The sequence below is a fragment of the Aliiroseovarius sediminis genome, from assembly GCF_022678485.1.
Taxonomy (GTDB): domain Bacteria; phylum Pseudomonadota; class Alphaproteobacteria; order Rhodobacterales; family Rhodobacteraceae; genus Aliiroseovarius; species Aliiroseovarius sediminis.
This window is the reverse complement of the sequence record NZ_JALBYP010000035.1, coordinates 80441-96988: the sequence shown is the minus strand read 5'-3', so window position 1 is coordinate 96988 and position 16548 is coordinate 80441. Positions and strand designations below refer to the sequence as shown.

The 16548-nt window shown below is 59.7% G+C and carries 10 protein-coding genes; 5 read left to right on the top strand and 5 right to left on the bottom strand.

Annotation, left to right across the window (positions count from 1 at the left end; genetic code table 11):
- The first annotated feature begins 47 nt into the window (after positions 1 to 47).
- Positions 48 to 2219 carry an OmpA family protein gene (locus tag MN186_RS11920; RefSeq protein ID WP_242114586.1) on the top strand — a complete coding sequence of 724 codons (2172 nt, stop codon included), beginning with the start codon at positions 48 to 50 and terminating at the stop codon, positions 2217 to 2219.
- A gap of 67 nt (positions 2220 to 2286) precedes the next feature.
- On the opposite strand, the gene MN186_RS11915 is transcribed toward MN186_RS11920, so the two are convergent.
- From MN186_RS11915 to MN186_RS11895, 5 genes are all read right to left on the bottom strand, one after another.
- Complete coding sequence (locus tag MN186_RS11915; RefSeq protein ID WP_242114585.1) at positions 2287 to 3360, bottom strand: hypothetical protein; 1074 nt, start codon at positions 3358 to 3360, stop codon at positions 2287 to 2289.
- On the bottom strand, positions 3357 to 6749 hold the full coding sequence (locus MN186_RS11910; protein WP_242114584.1) for a D-Ala-D-Ala carboxypeptidase family metallohydrolase: 3393 nt from the start codon (positions 6747 to 6749) through the stop codon (positions 3357 to 3359). Before MN186_RS11910 ends, MN186_RS11915 begins: the two co-directional genes overlap by 4 nt.
- Positions 6750 to 6776: 27 nt before the next feature.
- A complete protein-coding gene (locus MN186_RS11905) occupies positions 6777 to 8966 on the bottom strand; it encodes a C1 family peptidase (RefSeq protein ID WP_242114583.1) in 2190 nt (729 codons plus the stop codon).
- A 348-nt stretch (positions 8967 to 9314) separates the two neighbouring features.
- Complete coding sequence (locus MN186_RS11900) at positions 9315 to 10088, bottom strand: 3-keto-5-aminohexanoate cleavage protein (RefSeq protein WP_242114582.1); 774 nt, start codon at positions 10086 to 10088, stop codon at positions 9315 to 9317.
- Entirely contained in the window at positions 10085 to 11404 is a 1320-nt protein-coding gene (locus MN186_RS11895) for an aspartate aminotransferase family protein (RefSeq protein ID WP_242114581.1), read from the bottom strand. Before MN186_RS11895 ends, MN186_RS11900 begins: the two co-directional genes overlap by 4 nt.
- 101 nt (positions 11405 to 11505) lie before the next feature.
- Here MN186_RS11895 and MN186_RS11890 point away from each other — a divergent pair, with 101 nt between their 5' ends.
- The 4 genes from MN186_RS11890 to MN186_RS11875 all read left to right on the top strand — a co-directional run bounded on the left by MN186_RS11890 (position 11506) and on the right by MN186_RS11875 (position 16541).
- A complete protein-coding gene (locus MN186_RS11890) occupies positions 11506 to 12369 on the top strand; it encodes a MurR/RpiR family transcriptional regulator (RefSeq protein ID WP_242114580.1) in 864 nt (287 codons plus the stop codon).
- A 31-nt stretch (positions 12370 to 12400) separates the two neighbouring features.
- Positions 12401 to 13369 (top strand): TAXI family TRAP transporter solute-binding subunit, encoded by a 969-nt coding sequence (locus tag MN186_RS11885; RefSeq protein WP_242114579.1) that lies wholly within the window; start codon positions 12401 to 12403, stop codon positions 13367 to 13369.
- Positions 13370 to 13497: 128 nt separating this feature from the next.
- Entirely contained in the window at positions 13498 to 16110 is a 2613-nt protein-coding gene (locus tag MN186_RS11880; protein ID WP_242114578.1) for a TRAP transporter permease, read from the top strand.
- Positions 16107 to 16541: a universal stress protein gene (locus tag MN186_RS11875; RefSeq protein WP_242114577.1), complete on the top strand. Its 435-nt coding sequence runs from the start codon at positions 16107 to 16109 to the stop codon at positions 16539 to 16541. Before MN186_RS11880 ends, MN186_RS11875 begins: the two co-directional genes overlap by 4 nt.
- The last annotated feature ends 7 nt before the right edge of the window (positions 16542 to 16548 follow it).

Below are 16548 nucleotides of genomic sequence, written 5' to 3'. Positions count from 1 at the left end.
TGTAGGAATTAAAGCAAACTAGACCCTGATGAATTGGAGATGCCGATATGCGCCAGTCCTGGAAATCCTCAACCGCCCTGATCGCGACCATATCGCTGGCCTTTCCAGCACCGATGGTTGCGCAAACAAACCAAGCGGCGGTTCCCGAATTCTTGTGCTTTGATGGCAGCGATCTTCCTTGTGCCGATGGGGTCAAGAAGGTGCCGACAGCCCAGATGATTTGTGAAGACGGCGCGCCTTTGCCCTGTGCTGATGGCGTGTTCGCGGTGCCGAAAACCGCGATGGTGTGCGAAAACGGCGAGAGTCTTCCATGCGGCGAGGGGGTCGCGGCCACCCTGCGCCCTGAGATGGCCGAGCAATTGCAAGCGATGCGCCAGAACGCAGCGGCTGCGGCGAGCGCCGAGGACGTCGCCGAGGAACAGCCCGAGGTGGAAGAAGCGCCGCAAGACTCCGCCCAGACTCCGCCCGTCGAGGCTGAGGCTGAGGCACAGGCCGAAGGTGCCGCCAGCGACACTCCCGACGCTGCGCCCACAGAAGAACCTCCGGCTGAACCGGCAGAGGCTCCGGCGGAAGCGCCTGTCCAGCAGCCCGAAGAAGCCCTCGAAGAAACACCAGCGGAAGCGCCTGACGAGCAGCCCGCGGAAGTTCCGGAAGAGCAGCCTGCGGAAACCCCGGAAGAGGCACCGACGGAAGTGCCGAACGAGGCTCCGAGCGAAGCCCCTGCAGGAGCACCCGCCGAGGTGCCGGAAGAAACTCCTGCCGAGGCTCCAGCAGACGTTCCCACTGAAGCGCCGACCGAAGCACCCGCCGAGACACAGACCGAGGTTCCGGCAGAACCGCAGCCCGTGCCGGCCGATCCCGTGACGCCGTCTGAAAGTGAAAGCGATCAAACCGAGGGTGCCGAGGTCCCGGCTGACGAGGCATTTGTTGAAGAAGAACAATCTGCGGCCCCTGCGGAAACGCCGGCACCCGCGCCGGCACCGACAGACGTGACGCCTGAAGATGCGACCACCGAAGACGAAGCCGCGCTGGCAGAGGCTTTGGAAAAGGCAGGTGATGAAACGCAGGGCGCCGCGGAAGGCGAAGCCGAGCAAGCCGAGGCCCCCGTCCCGGACCTGCCCGTCCAGCCCGAAGCCGAAAGCGGCGAAGCGCCCGCTACTGCCGCAGCGGATGCACCCGCTGACGGCGATGCGGTTGCCGAAATCACAGAAGAGGTGGTGACGGAAGAAACCGCGCGCTCGTCCGATGAAGATTTTGCCAACAAGGTCGGCGAAACCGCGACACCTGCGGACTCGAAAAAAGCCAAGCCAGAAGCCGCTGCGAAAGACAAGGGCGGCCTGTCGAAAGGCGAAACGGCCATGCTGCTGGGCTTGGGCGCAGTCGCTGTGGGCGCCATTCTGTCCAACAATCGCGAGGTGGCGTTGAACTCGGGCGACAGGGTGGTCGTGACGCGCGACGATGGCAGCTTTGAGGTCATCAAAGACGACAATGCGCTGCTGCGTCAGCCCGGATCGAAACTGCGCACGGAAACCTTCGGCGACGGATCGACCCGCACCACGATCACGCGCGAGGACGGGTCGCAAATCGTGACCATCCGTGATGCTGAATACCGTGTGCTGCGTCGCGTGCATGTGGCTAAGGATGGCACGCAAACCTATCTGATCGACGATACAGTCGATGTGGAACCGGTGGATGTAGCATCGTTGCCTGCCCCCGCCCCGCGACCTGATCTGTCCGCTGATGCGGATGAAGAGGCGTTGCGCAAAGCCTTGGCACAGGAAGCCGCCTTTGAACGTCGCTTCAGCTTGGCCCAGATCCGCAACATCGCCGAAGTGCGCGCCCTTGTGCCGGTGATCGACCTTGACGCGATCACGTTTGAAACCGGGTCAGCGGCGATCCGGCCTGATCAGGCCAAGTCGCTGTCGCGGTTGGGCAAGCTTATTCAAAGGTATGTCGAAGAGGACCGGAACGAGGTGTTCCTGATTGAAGGTCACACCGACGCCGTAGGCTCGGCCGCGTATAACCTTGCGCTGTCTGATCGCCGTGCGGAATCAGTTGCGCTGGCCCTGACGGAATATTTTGATGTGCCGCCGGAAAACCTTGTTGTTCAGGGCTACGGCGAGGGCTTCCTGAAGGTTCAGACCGAAGGTGACGAACGCGCCAACCGTCGCGCCAGCGTGCGCCGGATCACGCAACTGCTTCGGCAGGCTGCGAACTAAACCCGGGACGATATTGTAAAGAGCGACCGGCGAGGCATCCCTTGTCGGTCTTTTTTGTGTTTCAGATCTACTGAAGAAACGATAGATCGGCGAACGAGCCGATGGCGCTGGCAAGGATTGGCGAGACAATCGCCAGAATAGATTTGAACGCGTCCAGACTGTCGATGCGGTTGATGTTGAACCCCTCTAGCTCGGTGCCAAGGTCAGCCTGTCCAACGCGGCTGGCGGCCCGTTTGAAACGCTCGATTCTGACTTTCAGGATCAGGCTGACCGGCATGTAGTAGGACAAGATCAGGACTGAATAGGTCACGCCGCGAAACATTGACAAGGCGTTGATGACCCCCGAATGCGCAGCGCGCACCTGGTCATCCACAATCATGGCGTTCGGCCATGACATCCACGACAAGACCAGCACCATGCCAGTCGTCAACAGCACGCCCGAGCAGTAAAGATAGCGCTGTGCAGTCTCTTGCGCCGTCTGCAAGGCGTGGGCTTCGGATATCAGCCCGTCCTGCGTGGTCAGATCGGCCTTTGGTGGGCGCGCCAAGCACAAGACCATCCCTGCAATAATGGCCGCCGCCGACAGCGAGGTCAGGATATTCACATGGTTCAAAAGGTATTTCATCGCAAAGAACGCCCCCTGACCCGCGCAAGCCTCGGCCAAGGCCCCGCCCGGTGCGCATCCCGGTAACTTTCCGATGCCAAGCGCGGTGCGAAACAGGTTGTCGCCCAGAAGATAGTGGGATTCAAAACCGGCCGGCATCCAGTCCGGTTCGAATGTCGAAAAACTGAGCGAGACCGCAATCACCACGACAATCCCGACCAGCGTATACCCGATCGAGCGCAGCGTGTGGCGGGCGCAAAGCTCGACCACAAAGATGCCGGTCAGGGTGATGGTCACGGCGGCAAAGAAGAAAAGGGCCGCAAGAAACTTGTACCGTGCGCCCAATTCGACCAGCGGCGACACTTGGTTCAGCGTGATGTCGGGGACCACGACCGCCGTGTCGCCGAACGTGCCCAGCAGATATTCAGACGCGATCAGGACGGCGACCGGCAGCAGCAGAATTAACAAATGCTTGGGCGCGATCTGCAGCCGACCCAGAGGTGGCTGCAGAGCTTGGAGATCACCGGGGCGCGTCATCCGATGTCGATATCCGCAATCAGGGTTTTGCGCGTGTCCGACAGCTTGTCGCGAATGATCTCGCGCACATCGGCATAGATCGTCGGGCTAAGGGCCACTTTTTGCGCCGACAGCCAATAATCCAGTTCGTTCTTGCCCCAGGACACGAACAGGATGTTCTGCTTCTTGTCCTTGAAGCTGAAGTTGAACGCGCCAAGCGCCATCGAGATCACGTCGCCAGATGCCTCGGCGCTGCCGATCTGGAAATTGCCGCCGGTGGAGGACGAGGTTTCAAAGTCGAACAGCTTGATCTTGCCGTCATCCGCCGCAAGCCCGCGCAACGCTTCCATCGCGCTTTCGACGATCTTGAACTGGTTGCCGGTGGCGACCTGCGCCAGCGTGGCCAGAACCACCTTGTCGAAACTGCCATTGCCTTTCATCTTCTGGCTGGCCTCGAATGGGGCGGCCTCGCGCGACCAGCCCATCAGGCTGAGCATGTCCATATAGGTTGCTTGCCATAGTTCGCGTTCCTTGATCGGATCGGCCTTGGCGTCCGCGGCGCGCTGGGCAAACAGTGTTGACAGAAGCACGTCTTCTTTCTGGCTTGGCGTCAGGTTTTCAACGAAGGAAATCACGCTGGATGCGCTGACGGCGGCTTGTAGCGATTGCTGATGCGCCGCGTTTTCCGAGGTCGGGTCGAAATCGTCGCCCGACCGGCTGACCGGGTCAGCAAAGGCCGAACCACGGGATTTAGCACCCGGCGCGGATCTGGGCTTCGCCAGAATGGTCGAGATCAGCACCGCAATACGCTCCGCCAAATCGCGCGGCTCGCGTTTGTTCAAAGGCGATGAGCCTGACAGCTTGTCATCGCGAAACGCGGGCGGCCATGTGGCGTTGATGCCGCGCGTGTCGATATGGGTGAAGCTGTTATAACGGCCAATTCCGCCGGTAAAGAACCCTTCCTTGTCGCGCAGCCAACGCAGGGCGCGTGCGGCTTCGGGGGCGGGCATCCCAGATACCTTGAAATCCAGCGCGCAGAATTTCATGTGCTGGCTTTGTTTTGCCCCACCGATACAGGCGTTATAGGTCGGCCCGCGATAGGCGTTGGTGATGGCGATGGGTTTGCCGATCCGATCGCGGAAATGGTCCAGCGCCTGCGCGGTCTTGGCGATATTCGTCCAAAGGCTGCGCGGCGGATAGGTGTTCTTGCCCTGACATTTCCCGCCGGGGGTGGAGTGCCCGCCGCCAAGTATCAGGAACTCGTCCGTGCTGAAGTTCCGCAGCCCGAGCGAGCGGATGAACCCATCAAAATCTGCGTAGTCCGCCCATTCCAGCGCTGCTGTGGCGCTGCGAAACCCGGCACCGCGGGCCTTGGCGGACAGGATCGCTTCGACCTCGGCATCGGGAAGAAGATCGTTTTCTTCGCCTTCATCCTCGTCCTCTTGGGCTGGAGCCATTGGCGCCGCGCGCGATTTTGGCGTGTCGCCAAACATGCCGGTCGGCATGCCAACGGGTTGTAACGTGAAGGGCCGATCCAGAACAAAATTCGGTTCTTTCAACAAGCGTTCAAACAGCTGCGGAGTTTGGCTGTCGCTGTCGATCTCGGCGTCGATGGCGGCGCGGAAGGCGCGGTAGTCGCCGGTGAACCGCCCGCCGTCCCAGACTTTCAGAAGCGCGCCGGTGAAGGCCCCGTTTTGCGGGCCGTCCATCGCGTATTGCGTGTCCTTGCACGCCCCAAGGTTCAGGACAGACGCCTGAATGGGACTGCTGAGCGGCGCGGTCATCACGCTCTCTTTCATCGCGCTATATGACCTTGACGCTGTCCGATAGGCGGCTTCGTTGGCCCGCCAGACGCGTTCTTCGACATAAAGAGGCATCGCCCGGATGCGCGGGTCTTGCGGCATGGCGCGGCCAAAGAGCTCGGTCGGGGCGGTCGGTCCGAACCGCGCCATCGAGCCCGAATGGCAGGTGTCTGGCATGATCAGGACGCGGACCCCATCGCGGAACAGGGTCCAGAGCATGTAAAGCTCGTCATCTGCAATCTGGAAATCATACAGACACAGCGTTTCGTCCATCCGCTGGCTGTCGTCGTCATGGTCTTCGTCTTGATTGAAATCAGGCACCCGACCGCCATGGCCCGACACGGTGAACAGGAACATATCACCCGGCGACAGGTCTTTTGCCGCACGCTCGATCTGGTCGACGACGTTCTGGCGGGTGGCGTCGCTTGTCAGCAGAAGTTCGGGCTGGAATCCCTCGGCTGTGGCGATGTCTTGCATGGCAAGGGCGTCCGCCTCGCACGCCGTCAGTTGACCGTCCCACCCGTCATAATGGTTGGGGTCGACGGTGTTCACACCCACATGCAGAGACATGCCCTTGGCCCGTCCACCAGCGATGACCGGCGGGGTCTGAAGGGCGCGCGACAATTCGGTTGCGGACCCGAAGGGGCCACCGATGACCACCGGCGGGCCGCTGCGGGCATTGGCGATGCGGTTGATTTCGCGACGGAATTTCTGCGCGACATCGCCATAGCCGGCGCCTGTCGGGTGCAGCCCGTCGAACCAACGGTGATTGCCCACCACGCCCCGGCAGTCGATATAGGTCACATGCGGCATGGAGCGCGCAAGGCGGCGCAGGCGGCGGTTGAACTGGTCCATCATCTCGGCCGCGATGGCCATTTGCAGCCCGCGGTCGCGAATGCCGCGGGACTCCATCGGTTTGCCCAGCCACTTGTCCTTGTTGGGCACGGGGTAATCATAGCCGTGGCACAGAATGCTGACATGGGGAAGCACTTGGTGAACCTGCCGAAACATTCGCCCGTAATGCCCAAGCGCGTCGTCCAGAAGCGCCTGAAAGGACGGGAGCAGATAGTCGGCGGGGGCAAGGTCTGGGTCGAAAGCCTCAAGATGGGCGGCCAAGGCGCCACCGGCGACCAGATCGTTGCCGCCACCCGAGAGCAACAGGATTTCCGCGCCCGTATCTTGCAAGGCGCCGATATATTCCTGCTTGTCGGCCATCCGCTTCAACAGATCGCCCGCCGCGCCGAGGGAATAGATCGCATAGCTGTGCATCAGGTGGTCGATCGTGTCGCGCAGGCGGATGGGATACTGAAACCAACTGTCGCCTTCGGACACAATGATCGGGCCGTCATACCCCCGCGCCAGCTTTTGGTAAAACACGTTTCTTCGGCTCATTCGTGCAAACCAGTTGGCGCCATTCATCGCGGCTGCTGATCGGTGGGCGGCATTGGCCCCGCGCGGGATTTGTACTGTCGCCGGGTTCAGTTTGAAACGCGGCGAAAAGGGGCCGGACCTGTCTTCGTCCAGGATGAAATACTCTGAGAACGCGGTATCATCGGCGTCCAGGTCCGCCATTTTCGACATCAGTTGCTCTACTGTGATCTTGGTCAATGTATCTCTCCTTTGTGGTGTCTAGCGTTACGTTTTCTGAAATCCTCTGATGCTATCGAATATGCTGTTGGTGATGGTTGGGTCGTCGTTCAGGGCGGTCTGGGGGACGCGGTCCAGATCGTGCTTCTGTGCCGCGATACGGTTCAGCTGAAATACCGCGCCCCGCACCGGGGATGCGCGGTCGTCCGCGACGTTCGACATGCCCAGAAACGGGCGGGGCCGCAGAAGATAGGGGGCCGAGGTGTCATCGGCGTCTTGCGGCAATGGGTATCGATCCTCGAACGCGCGGGACACAAGATGCAGGATGGACTTCCCATAGGCACCGAAATTCACGCGCTCTTCAAGCTTCGGTGTTGGGACGTAGATGCGCGCGCGCGGCGGTGTCTCGTAAGTCAGATATTCCTGCACTACGGGGCTGCGCGAGGTGCTTTTGCGTTTACGTTTGCCCGTCGCCGGTCCGTTCATGTTCTGGATCAGCGGGATAAGCCGCTTCTTCGCGCGCGGCATTCCAATGGCCGGGTGGATCAGGTGCAGCGTGTCGAAGCGGTCCAAACCGCCAGGGCTCAGCATGGCCGGGTCGAAACAGCGCATGTCGTGTTCCAGCAGGGACAATATCTCGTGCACCACCAAGGCGCCTGCGCCCTCCGCGACGATGTGCAACTCGCCCCCGGTCTGCTTCTTCAGGTCCAAGAGGTCCATCAGAAGACTGCCGACAAAGCCGGTCTTGATCTGGGTCTGGTCCTCTGCCTCGAAATCTTCATAGGGCAGCTCTTCGGTGCCCCTGAGTGCGCGGCGCGCGCCCAGCTCGATGTCGCGCCAGAAGGCACGCCCGACACCGCGCACGCGGTCTTCGATCAGTTCGTCCAGATGGGCGGCGTTTTCGCCAGCTTGCTCTTCGCAACTGTCAAACAGGCTTTGCAGCACCTCAAGCGACTTTTCGACAAAGCTGTTGCACCAGAAAACCGTGTAAGGGTAAAGGCCCAGATCCTTGATCATGTTCTTGCGCCCGACCGCGTCTGCAAAGGCGGGTTTGATCCCTTCGAGGCTTCCGGGGATCCACAGCAATACGCCGCGATAGCGGTTGTCGGCATTGCCCGGCTTTGCCTTTGGGTCCAGACGTTCGGACAGGTAGTTGCGGGTGCGCGTCCAGCCATCCTTGAACGACGGATACGAGCCTGTTGCCACATGATATCCATCGTCCAGGTGCATATAGTGGCCCACAAGCTCGAAACAGGGGGTCGAGCCGGACTGGATCGGGCCAGTATCCCCCTTGGTGCCTTTTTCGCCGACCGATGCCCCGAACGCTGATGGCGCGAACACTCCAAGGCGCAAGACCCAACTGTCCACCACGTTCTGCGCCCAATCGGCATAGGGCCAAAGTGCGATCCCAGCTTGCCCCTGATAGCCGCCCCAGTCCGGCCCCCATGAGTTCAGGACATGGAACCCATTTTCATCATAGCCCGTTATGACAAAGGCATGAGTGCCCATCTTGCCCTGCGCAGGCGGCCAAGTGATCACCCCGTTGTTGTCCGGCGTAGCGGCCAACCAGCCGTCATGCACATTCGCGGTGGTCAGGATCGCCTCGGCATCGTTCAATGCGGCGTGAAAATGATTGAGGATCGAGGCCAGCCGGAAATACGCCCCCAGCCCGATTTCCCGCGCCTTCTTGGCTTGGTTGACCGTGGTGAACCTGCGTCCCTTGTCCGGCCCGTCCTTGGCATAACATTCGCTTTGCCACCGTCCGTCATCGGCGGCGGGTTCGCCAAACGGCCAATCGCGGCACACGCCGTGGTGATAAAAGCCCTTGATTGCGGATCTCAGCGTCAGGATACCTTCTTCGGCCAGAACCTCGCCGTTTTCCAGTTCGGGATAGCGGTCATGGAAGGACGCCATCCGATACAGCATATCCGCGCTGACGATGTCCTCCTGCACCTTGGAAAGATCAGGTTCGGGCAGATCGCTTACACTGGGTGTGCGGCGCAGATGTTGCAAGTGACGCTGGATGTCGATCAGGTTGGCCAGCGCAAAGCCGACGCAGCGCCCGCTGCTGCCCTGATTGCGCGCGCCGAAGATCGGCACCTGCAACCCGGTTGCCGGGTCACGCGCCAGCAGGTTCGGGTTCAGCGATACCGTATCGCGCAACACGGTCAGGTTGGGGACGTAATCCTGATCGCGCAAGTCCACCCAATCGGCGCGAACGCCGGCAGTGTTGATCAATGAGCGCGTAAAACCGGCCATCGTGACAACCGCCAATCAGAAAACTCAGGTGTTAGAAATAAACAATACCAGAAAATAATATGGATTGTTTATACCAGAAAATTGCTGACGCTCAAAATAAGGCAGCGGGATCTCGTATAAAGCAAGCGTGTTCAGTGAGTTGGTTGGTGGGCTTGGCGCATCTGCGACAGCTCGCGTCTATACCAACCGGGCAACAACAGGACCATATTGGGGCTGGCCACCAACGGGCCTATGAGGGAATGATCCGGCAAAGCGCGGCCATTCTGACGACATGATTATACTGCGGCATTGTCGAAGGCATAAAAGCGCCTCGCGGTGCTGCGCGGGTCAGTTCATCTTGGCCGAAATGGCGTCACGCACCGCTTTCACCCTTTCGGCATTGTCCTTTGCCACGCGTCCATCCGCATGAACCCGCGCGTTTTCAAACCCGACCCGGCATTTGGCGCCTTTGCTTGCGGCATAGACCAGCGAAGCGGTTTCGTTTTGCCCGAAGGCACAAACCGCCCAGTCGGGCGACAGCCCCGCAGCGCCCATCCAGTCAAGGAAATCATCCAGATCGTGGGGGTCCGAGTTCTGATCCGCCGCATAGCGCCCCAGCACGAACAAGAGCTGCAGGTCGGGGGCGGTCAGCAGTCCATCGGGCAGGGTGCGCGCCAGCAGCTCGCCATCCTCGCGGTCATACAGGATATGCTGGATGGCGATGCCGCGCGCGGCGCAGTCCTCATAAAAGGCGCGGGTCACATCTTCGGGGTCGCGGCACAGTTCGCGGACCGACGCCGACACCATCGACGCGCCTGAATTCAGCGCGACCTGGCGTTGGTGCGGTGGCTCGTATTTGCCGACCGCCTCGGTGGTGATCTGCACGGCTATGGCGGGCAGTTGGGTGGTCAGTTCCTCGACCGCTTCGCGGTAGGCGCCGGCGTCCAGCAGGTGACCGCCTTCGCGGTCGCGCAGATGCAGGTGCAAGCCATCGGCGCCAGCGTCGTGGCAATCGCGCGTCGTGGCGATGATTTCGGGCAGGGTCATCGGCAGGGCCGGGTGATCGGCCTTGGTCAACCGCGCGCCGTTGGGGGCGACCATAAGGGCGGGCAGGCCGGTCACAGCACTTGCCCCAGCGACGTGGACAGCTTTTCCACCAACTCGTCAATCTGTGCGTCGGTGATGATGAAGGGCGGAGCAATCAGGATGTGATCGCCATGCCGCCCGTCAATCGTGCCGCCCATCGGGTAACAGATCAGCCCGTTGGCGAAGGCCTGTTTCTTCAGCTTCGCGGCGATGGCCTTTTCGGGTGCGAAGGGCGACTTCGTCTCGCGATCTTCGACGATTTCAAGCCCCCGGAACATGCCGCGCCCGCGGATGTCGCCGATATTGGGATGTTGGCCGAACTCGGCGGTCAGCGCCTCCATGAGCTTTTCGCCCATCTGGGCCGAACGCGTGGTCAGCCCTCCATCGGTCAGCTTGCGCACCACCGCGTCAGCGGCCGCACAGGCAACCGGGTGGCCGATATAGGTGTGACCGTGCTGAAAAAAGCCGCTGCCGGTCTCGATCGCCTCGTAGATCTTGCCCGAACACAGCATCGCGCCGATGGGCTGATAGCCTGCGCCCAACCCCTTGGCGATGGTGATCATGTCTGGGGCGATGCCGTCCTGTTCGCAGGCAAATAAGGTGCCGGTGCGACCCATGCCGCACATGACCTCGTCCAAGATCAGCAGAATGCCGTATTGATCGCAAATCTCGCGAATGCGTTTGAAATAGCCGGGCACGGCGGGCACGGCGCCTGCGGTTGCGCCCACGACAGGTTCGGCAAGGAAGCCGATGACGTTCTCCGGGCCTTGGCGCAGCAATTCGGCCTCAAGCTCGTTGGCGGCGCGCTGGCCGTATTCTTCTTGAGTCTCATCATCGTGCCGGTGGCGGTATTCATAGCATGGCGAGATATGCGAGGCCGACACCATCACTGGCGAAAACGGCTCGCGCCGCCATTCGTTGCCACCGGTGCCAAGCGCGCCCAGCGTATTGCCGTGATAACTTTGCCGACGCGAGATGAACCGGGTGCGCTGCGGCTGGCCGATCTCGATCATGTATTGCCGCGCGAGTTTCAGCGCGCTTTCAACGGCTTCCGACCCGCCCGAGACGAAATAAACCCGCTCGATCCCCTCGGGCGCGTGAGCGATCAGGCGATCAGCCAGCGATTCTGCAGGGGCCGAGGATAGGAACCCGGTATGGGCGAAGGCCAGTTGATCGACCTGAGTCTTGATCGCCTGCGTCACGTCCGGGTCGGAATGACCCAGACAGGAAACGGCCGCACCGCCGGACCCGTCAAGGTACTGTTTTCCTTCTGAATCAGTTATATAAATACCATCGCCCTTGATGGCGACGGGGGGAATGACCTTGGTGTGTCTGGGGAATACGTGTGACATGGTGCCCTCTCAATCCTTTCGACACTGAAACAAATAAAACGATGATTGACAATCTCTGAAACAAAGAGAACACTAATTTTTGTCCAATAAGGGGGGACATCTTGAATAAAAGCTTCGATCAGAGGCTTGCATCGGCCTACGCCGACCTAAGCGTTGCGCTGCGCAGCGCCGCCGACGTTCTGGTGGCGGACCCATTGGATGTGGTGACGCGGCCCTTGCGCAAAGTGGCGCGCAATAGCGGGGTGTCGCCGGCGTCGTTCTCGCGACTTGCGAAGGCGCTGGGCTATGCGGATTTCGAAGAATTGCGCGAAGAAATGCGCGCCGAGATTGACCGCCGCGTGAACAATTTCGCTGCCCGCGCTGGTCAGCTTCAGAAGCAGCATGGCGACGGCACTGATCGCTTTATCGACAAGCATTTTACGGCTTGTCAGTCCAATCTCAGCCGCGCTGTTGCCTCGCTGAATGAAAAAGACCTTGATCGCAGCGTCGAGGTGTTGGTGAATGCACGTAAGGTTTTGTTGTTGGGTGCGCTGGGGTCGACGGGTATCGTGGAATATATGTCATATATGGCCAATTTCTGCTCGGATAACTGGTTTCTGGCGAATCGAATGGGCGCATCTTTGGGGGGTGCGCTGTCGGGAATGGGGGAGGATGACGCGTTTTTGATCGTGACCAAGCCACCTTTTGCCTCGAACGTGATCAAGGCGGCGAAACTGGCCCATCAGATGGGGGTGAATGTAATTGTCATCACCGACACCCATGCCTGCCCTGCGCTGGAATATGCGACCATCAGCTTCGTGGTTACCGCCGACAGCGCGAATTTCTATTCATCCTACGTGACAACCCTGTTCCTGATCGAAACGATCATTGGAATGGTTGTCGCGCGCTCGGGTGCAGTGGCACAAGAGCGTATTGCAGAAGTCGAACTGCGCAATCGGCAACTGGCCGAAGTGTGGTGCGAGTAACATCAACACATCAAAACAAGGGAGTATAATGATGTTGAACAACTTCAAAATGGCATTCGTGGGGGTCGCGGCAACCGCGATGATGGCCCCGGCCGCAATGGCCGAGGAGTTTATCACGATCGGCACCGGCGGTGTGACCGGAGTGTATTACCCCACTGGTGGCGCGATTTGCCGCTTGGTGAACAAGGGCCGCAAGGACCACGGAGTGCGCTGTTCGGTCGAATCGACCGGTGGCTCGGTCTATAACATCAACACCATCCGCGAAGGCGAGCTGGAGTTTGGTGTGGCCCAGTCTGACTGGCAGTATCACGCATATAATGGGTCTTCGCGTTTCGAAGATGACGGCCCCTTCGAAGGTCTGCGCGCCGTTTTCTCGGTGCACCCTGAACCCTTTACGGTCGTGGCCCGCGCGGACAGCAACATCAAGACGTTCGAAGACCTGAAGGGCAAGCGCGTCAACATCGGCAACCCCGGTTCGGGCCAGCGCGGCACCATTGAAGTCTTGTTGGATGCAATGGGCTGGACCACCGACGATTTCTCGCTCGCGACCGAACTGAAAGCCGCCGAGCAGTCGGCAGCGCTGTGTGACAACCAGATCGACGCGATGGTTTACACCGTCGGCCACCCTTCGGGGTCGATCCAGGAAGCCACCACTGCTTGTGATTCCGTGCTGGTGGAAGTTGCCGGCGATGTCGTGAACAAGCTGGTCGAAGACAATTCGTTCTACCGCATCGCGACCATTCCCGGCGGCATGTATCGCGGCAACGACGAAGACACCCAGACCTTCGGTGTGGGCGCAACTTTCGTCAGCTCGGACAAGGTGTCGGATGAGGCCGTCTATGCCGTTGTCTCGTCGGTCTTTGAAAACTTCGAAGACTTCAAAGGTCTGCACCCGGCTTTCGCCAATCTTGACCCGAAAGAGATGGCATCGGCCGGTCTGTCGGCCCCCCTGCACCCCGGTGCCGTGAAGTATTATAAAGAAAAAGGTTTGATCGAGTAAGCTCGGTTCAGACAAGATACTTGGGGGCAGTGCGCTGCCCCCAAGCACTCTGACCCGGCGCAAAGACTGGGCATGTGATCAAGAATTAAACCAGTGCGGGCTGCCCCGTGCAGCCAAGGGAGGGACAGATGTCCACAAAGCAAGATCGCGCACTCAGCGAAGACGAACTACAAGAACTGGTCGCCTCTAGCGATACAGGCGCCCGTAACCCCAAAGGGTCGATCGGGCTGATGATCGCTGCGGTCGCTTTGATCTGGTCGATCTTTCAGGTGCTGCTGGCCTCGCCGGTGGCGCCTTATGTTTTGCCGGGGGATCTGATCAACAACTCGCGCCAGATTCACCTGGCATTCGCGATTTTTCTGGCCGCAATGGCCTATCCGTTGTTCAAATCCAGCCCAAGGAACTACATCCCGTGGTATGACTGGATATTTGGTATCGGGGGTGCGCTGCTCGCCCTGTACGGCTATTTCTTTTACGAGAAGATCGTGGGCAATGGGGGCCTGGCCGATGATACCGACGCCATCGTGTCGCTGATCGCCTTGGGCTTTCTGTTTCTGGCAGCTTACCGCACGCTTGGACCTGTAATGGTGGCGCTGGCGCTGGTGTTTCTTTTTTATGTCTTTTTCGGCTCGTCAGATGTTGTGCCCGACCAGATTCGTTGGGCGGGCGCGTCGCTTCGTAAGGCGATGAGCCATATGTGGATCACGTCCGAAGGTGTCTTTGGCATCGCGCTTGGCGTGTCCACCAAGTTTGTGTTCCTGTTTGTTCTGTTTGGCGCGCTGCTGGATCGGGCAGGTGCTGGCAACTATTTCATCAAGATGGCGTTCGGCGCGCTGGGCCACCTTCGCGGTGGACCGGCCAAAGCCGCCGTCGTGGGCTCGGCTGCAACTGGCCTGATTTCAGGCTCGTCGATCGCAAACGTCGTGACGACCGGCACGTTCACCATTCCGTTGATGAAACGCGTGGGCTTTTCAGCTGAAAAGGCCGGCTCGGTCGAGGTTGCATCCTCGGTCAATGGTCAGATCATGCCACCCGTCATGGGCGCGGCTGCCTTCCTGATGGTGGAATACGTCGGCATTTCTTATGTCGAGGTTATCACCCACGCCTTCTTGCCCGCGATTATCAGCTATATCGCGCTGGTCTATATAGTGCATCTTGAGGCGGTGAAAAACCGTATGCCGACCATCGGCAACAAGGTGGTGTCGATGGGTAAGACCATCGGCGGCATGTTTCTGTTCTTCGCGGGCTTTGCGCTTTTGTGCTATGCCACGCAATACCCTGTGGGCTGGATCGTGTCGTTTTTCCCGTCCGGATCGGGCTGGGTTCTGTCGATCCTGCTGTTTGCCATCTATGTCGCGCTGATCTATCTGGCCGCGCAGGTGCCGGACCTTGAACAGGACGACCCCGACGCAGAGGTCGTCGAACTGCCCGATGTTGCCAAGATCTACAAGGCGGGGCTGTATTACCTGCTGCCGATTATCGTATTGGTCTATTTCCTGATGATCGAGCGGAAATCGCCAGGTCTGTCGGCCTTCTGGGCAACCTTCCTTTTGTTCGGTATCCTGCTGACGCAGAAATGGCTTAAGGCGATGTTCCGCGGCGAAGGTGATCCGGTCGGGCGGCTGCGCGAAGGTTTTATGGACCTGATCGGCGGGATGATCGACGGTGCGCGCAACATGATCGGGATCGGCCTGGCGACTGCCACGGCGGGCATCATTGTTGGCACCGTGTCGTTGACGGGGATCGGACAGGTGATGGCCGACTTCGTCGAGTTCCTATCGGGTGGCAACCTGATCCTGATGCTGGTGTTTGTGGCCATCTTGTCGCTGATCCTTGGCATGGGCCTGCCGACCACGGCGAACTATATCGTCGTGTCGTCGTTGATGGTGTCAGTGGTGGTCGAACTGGGCGCGCAATCGGGGCTGGTTGTGCCCTTGATCGCGGTGCACCTGTTCGTGTTCTATTTCGGGATCATGGCCGATGTGACGCCGCCTGTGGGGCTGGCCAGCTTTGCGGCGGCGGCTGTGTCGGGCGGTGATGCCATCCGTACCGGGTTCACGGCGTTCTTCTATTCACTCAGAACCGTGGCGCTGCCCTTCGTGTTCATCTTCAACACCGATCTTCTGTTGATCGACGTGACGTGGATGCAGGGGATCATCGTGTTTGTCGTGGCGACGATCGGTATTCTGGTCTTTACCGCAGGTACGATGGGCTTCTTCCTGACGAAATCGCGCATCTGGGAAACGGTGGCGTTGCTGCTGATCGCCTTCGCGCTGTTCCGTCCGGGGTTCTTCATGAACCAGATTCAGCCGCCATTTGCGGAAATCCCGCCGGCGCAGTTCGAAACCGCATTGGGCGAGGCATCGCCCGGCGACCAGCTTCGCGCCGTGATCCGTGGCCCTGATTTCGATACGCTGGAAAGCAAGGACCTGACCGTTGTGTTCGAAGTGCCCGAGGCTGCAGATGCCCAAGCCCGGATGGACAATCTGGGTATTATGATCGTGCCCGAAGGTGATACGATCAAACTGGACGAACCAATGTTCGGCACGTTCCTGTCGGATAAGTTGTCGACCTTTGATTTCTATGGCGACGAACCGGTGCAGATCGCCACAGTGAAAGCCCCGTCCAGTCAATTGCCAAAAGAACTGATCTTCATCCCTGCGCTGATGCTGTTGGCCCTTATCGCCTTTCTGCAATCGCGCCGCGCTGAAGATGAAACACTGCAAGGAGAAGTGGCATGACCAAGACCATCTTGTGTGCCGTCGACATCAACCGTCCCGACGAAGAAAAAGACGTTCTGAACACGGCGGCCAAGCTGGCCCGGATGGATAATGCGCAACTGGATGTCATCACCGTCGTGCCGGATTTTGGCATGACGGTCGTTGGTGCCTATTTTCAGGACCATCACATAAAAAGTGCCAAGAATGACGCAAGTGATCTGCTGAAGGCGATGACCAAGGACGTACTTGGGCCGGATCAGGACACCGATGTTCGCCATATCGTCGCGATGGGCTCGGTTTATGAAGAGGTGCTGCGCGCCGCGAAACTCAGCAATACCGATCTGATCGTGATTGGCGCGCATCGCCCTGACCTGAAAGATTATCTTCTGGGGCCGAACGCGGCGCGCGTGGTACGCCATTCGAAATGTTCGGTCTATGTGGTGCGCCACTAACACGTCA

Excerpts from the sequence above, each read along its gene's own strand:
- MN186_RS11885 (WP_242114579.1), top strand. The coding sequence starts at position 12,401 with ATGTTGAACAACTTCAAAATGGCATTCGTGGGGGTCGCGGCAACCGCG.
- MN186_RS11915 (WP_242114585.1), bottom strand. The coding sequence starts at position 3,360 with ATGACGCGCCCCGGTGATCTCCAAGCTCTGCAGCCACCTCTGGGTCGG.
- MN186_RS11875 (WP_242114577.1), top strand. The coding sequence starts at position 16,107 with ATGACCAAGACCATCTTGTGTGCCGTCGACATCAACCGTCCCGACGAA.
- MN186_RS11920 (WP_242114586.1), top strand. The coding sequence starts at position 48 with ATGCGCCAGTCCTGGAAATCCTCAACCGCCCTGATCGCGACCATATCG.
- MN186_RS11895 (WP_242114581.1), bottom strand. The coding sequence starts at position 11,404 with ATGTCACACGTATTCCCCAGACACACCAAGGTCATTCCCCCCGTCGCC.
- MN186_RS11880 (WP_242114578.1), top strand. The coding sequence starts at position 13,498 with ATGTCCACAAAGCAAGATCGCGCACTCAGCGAAGACGAACTACAAGAA.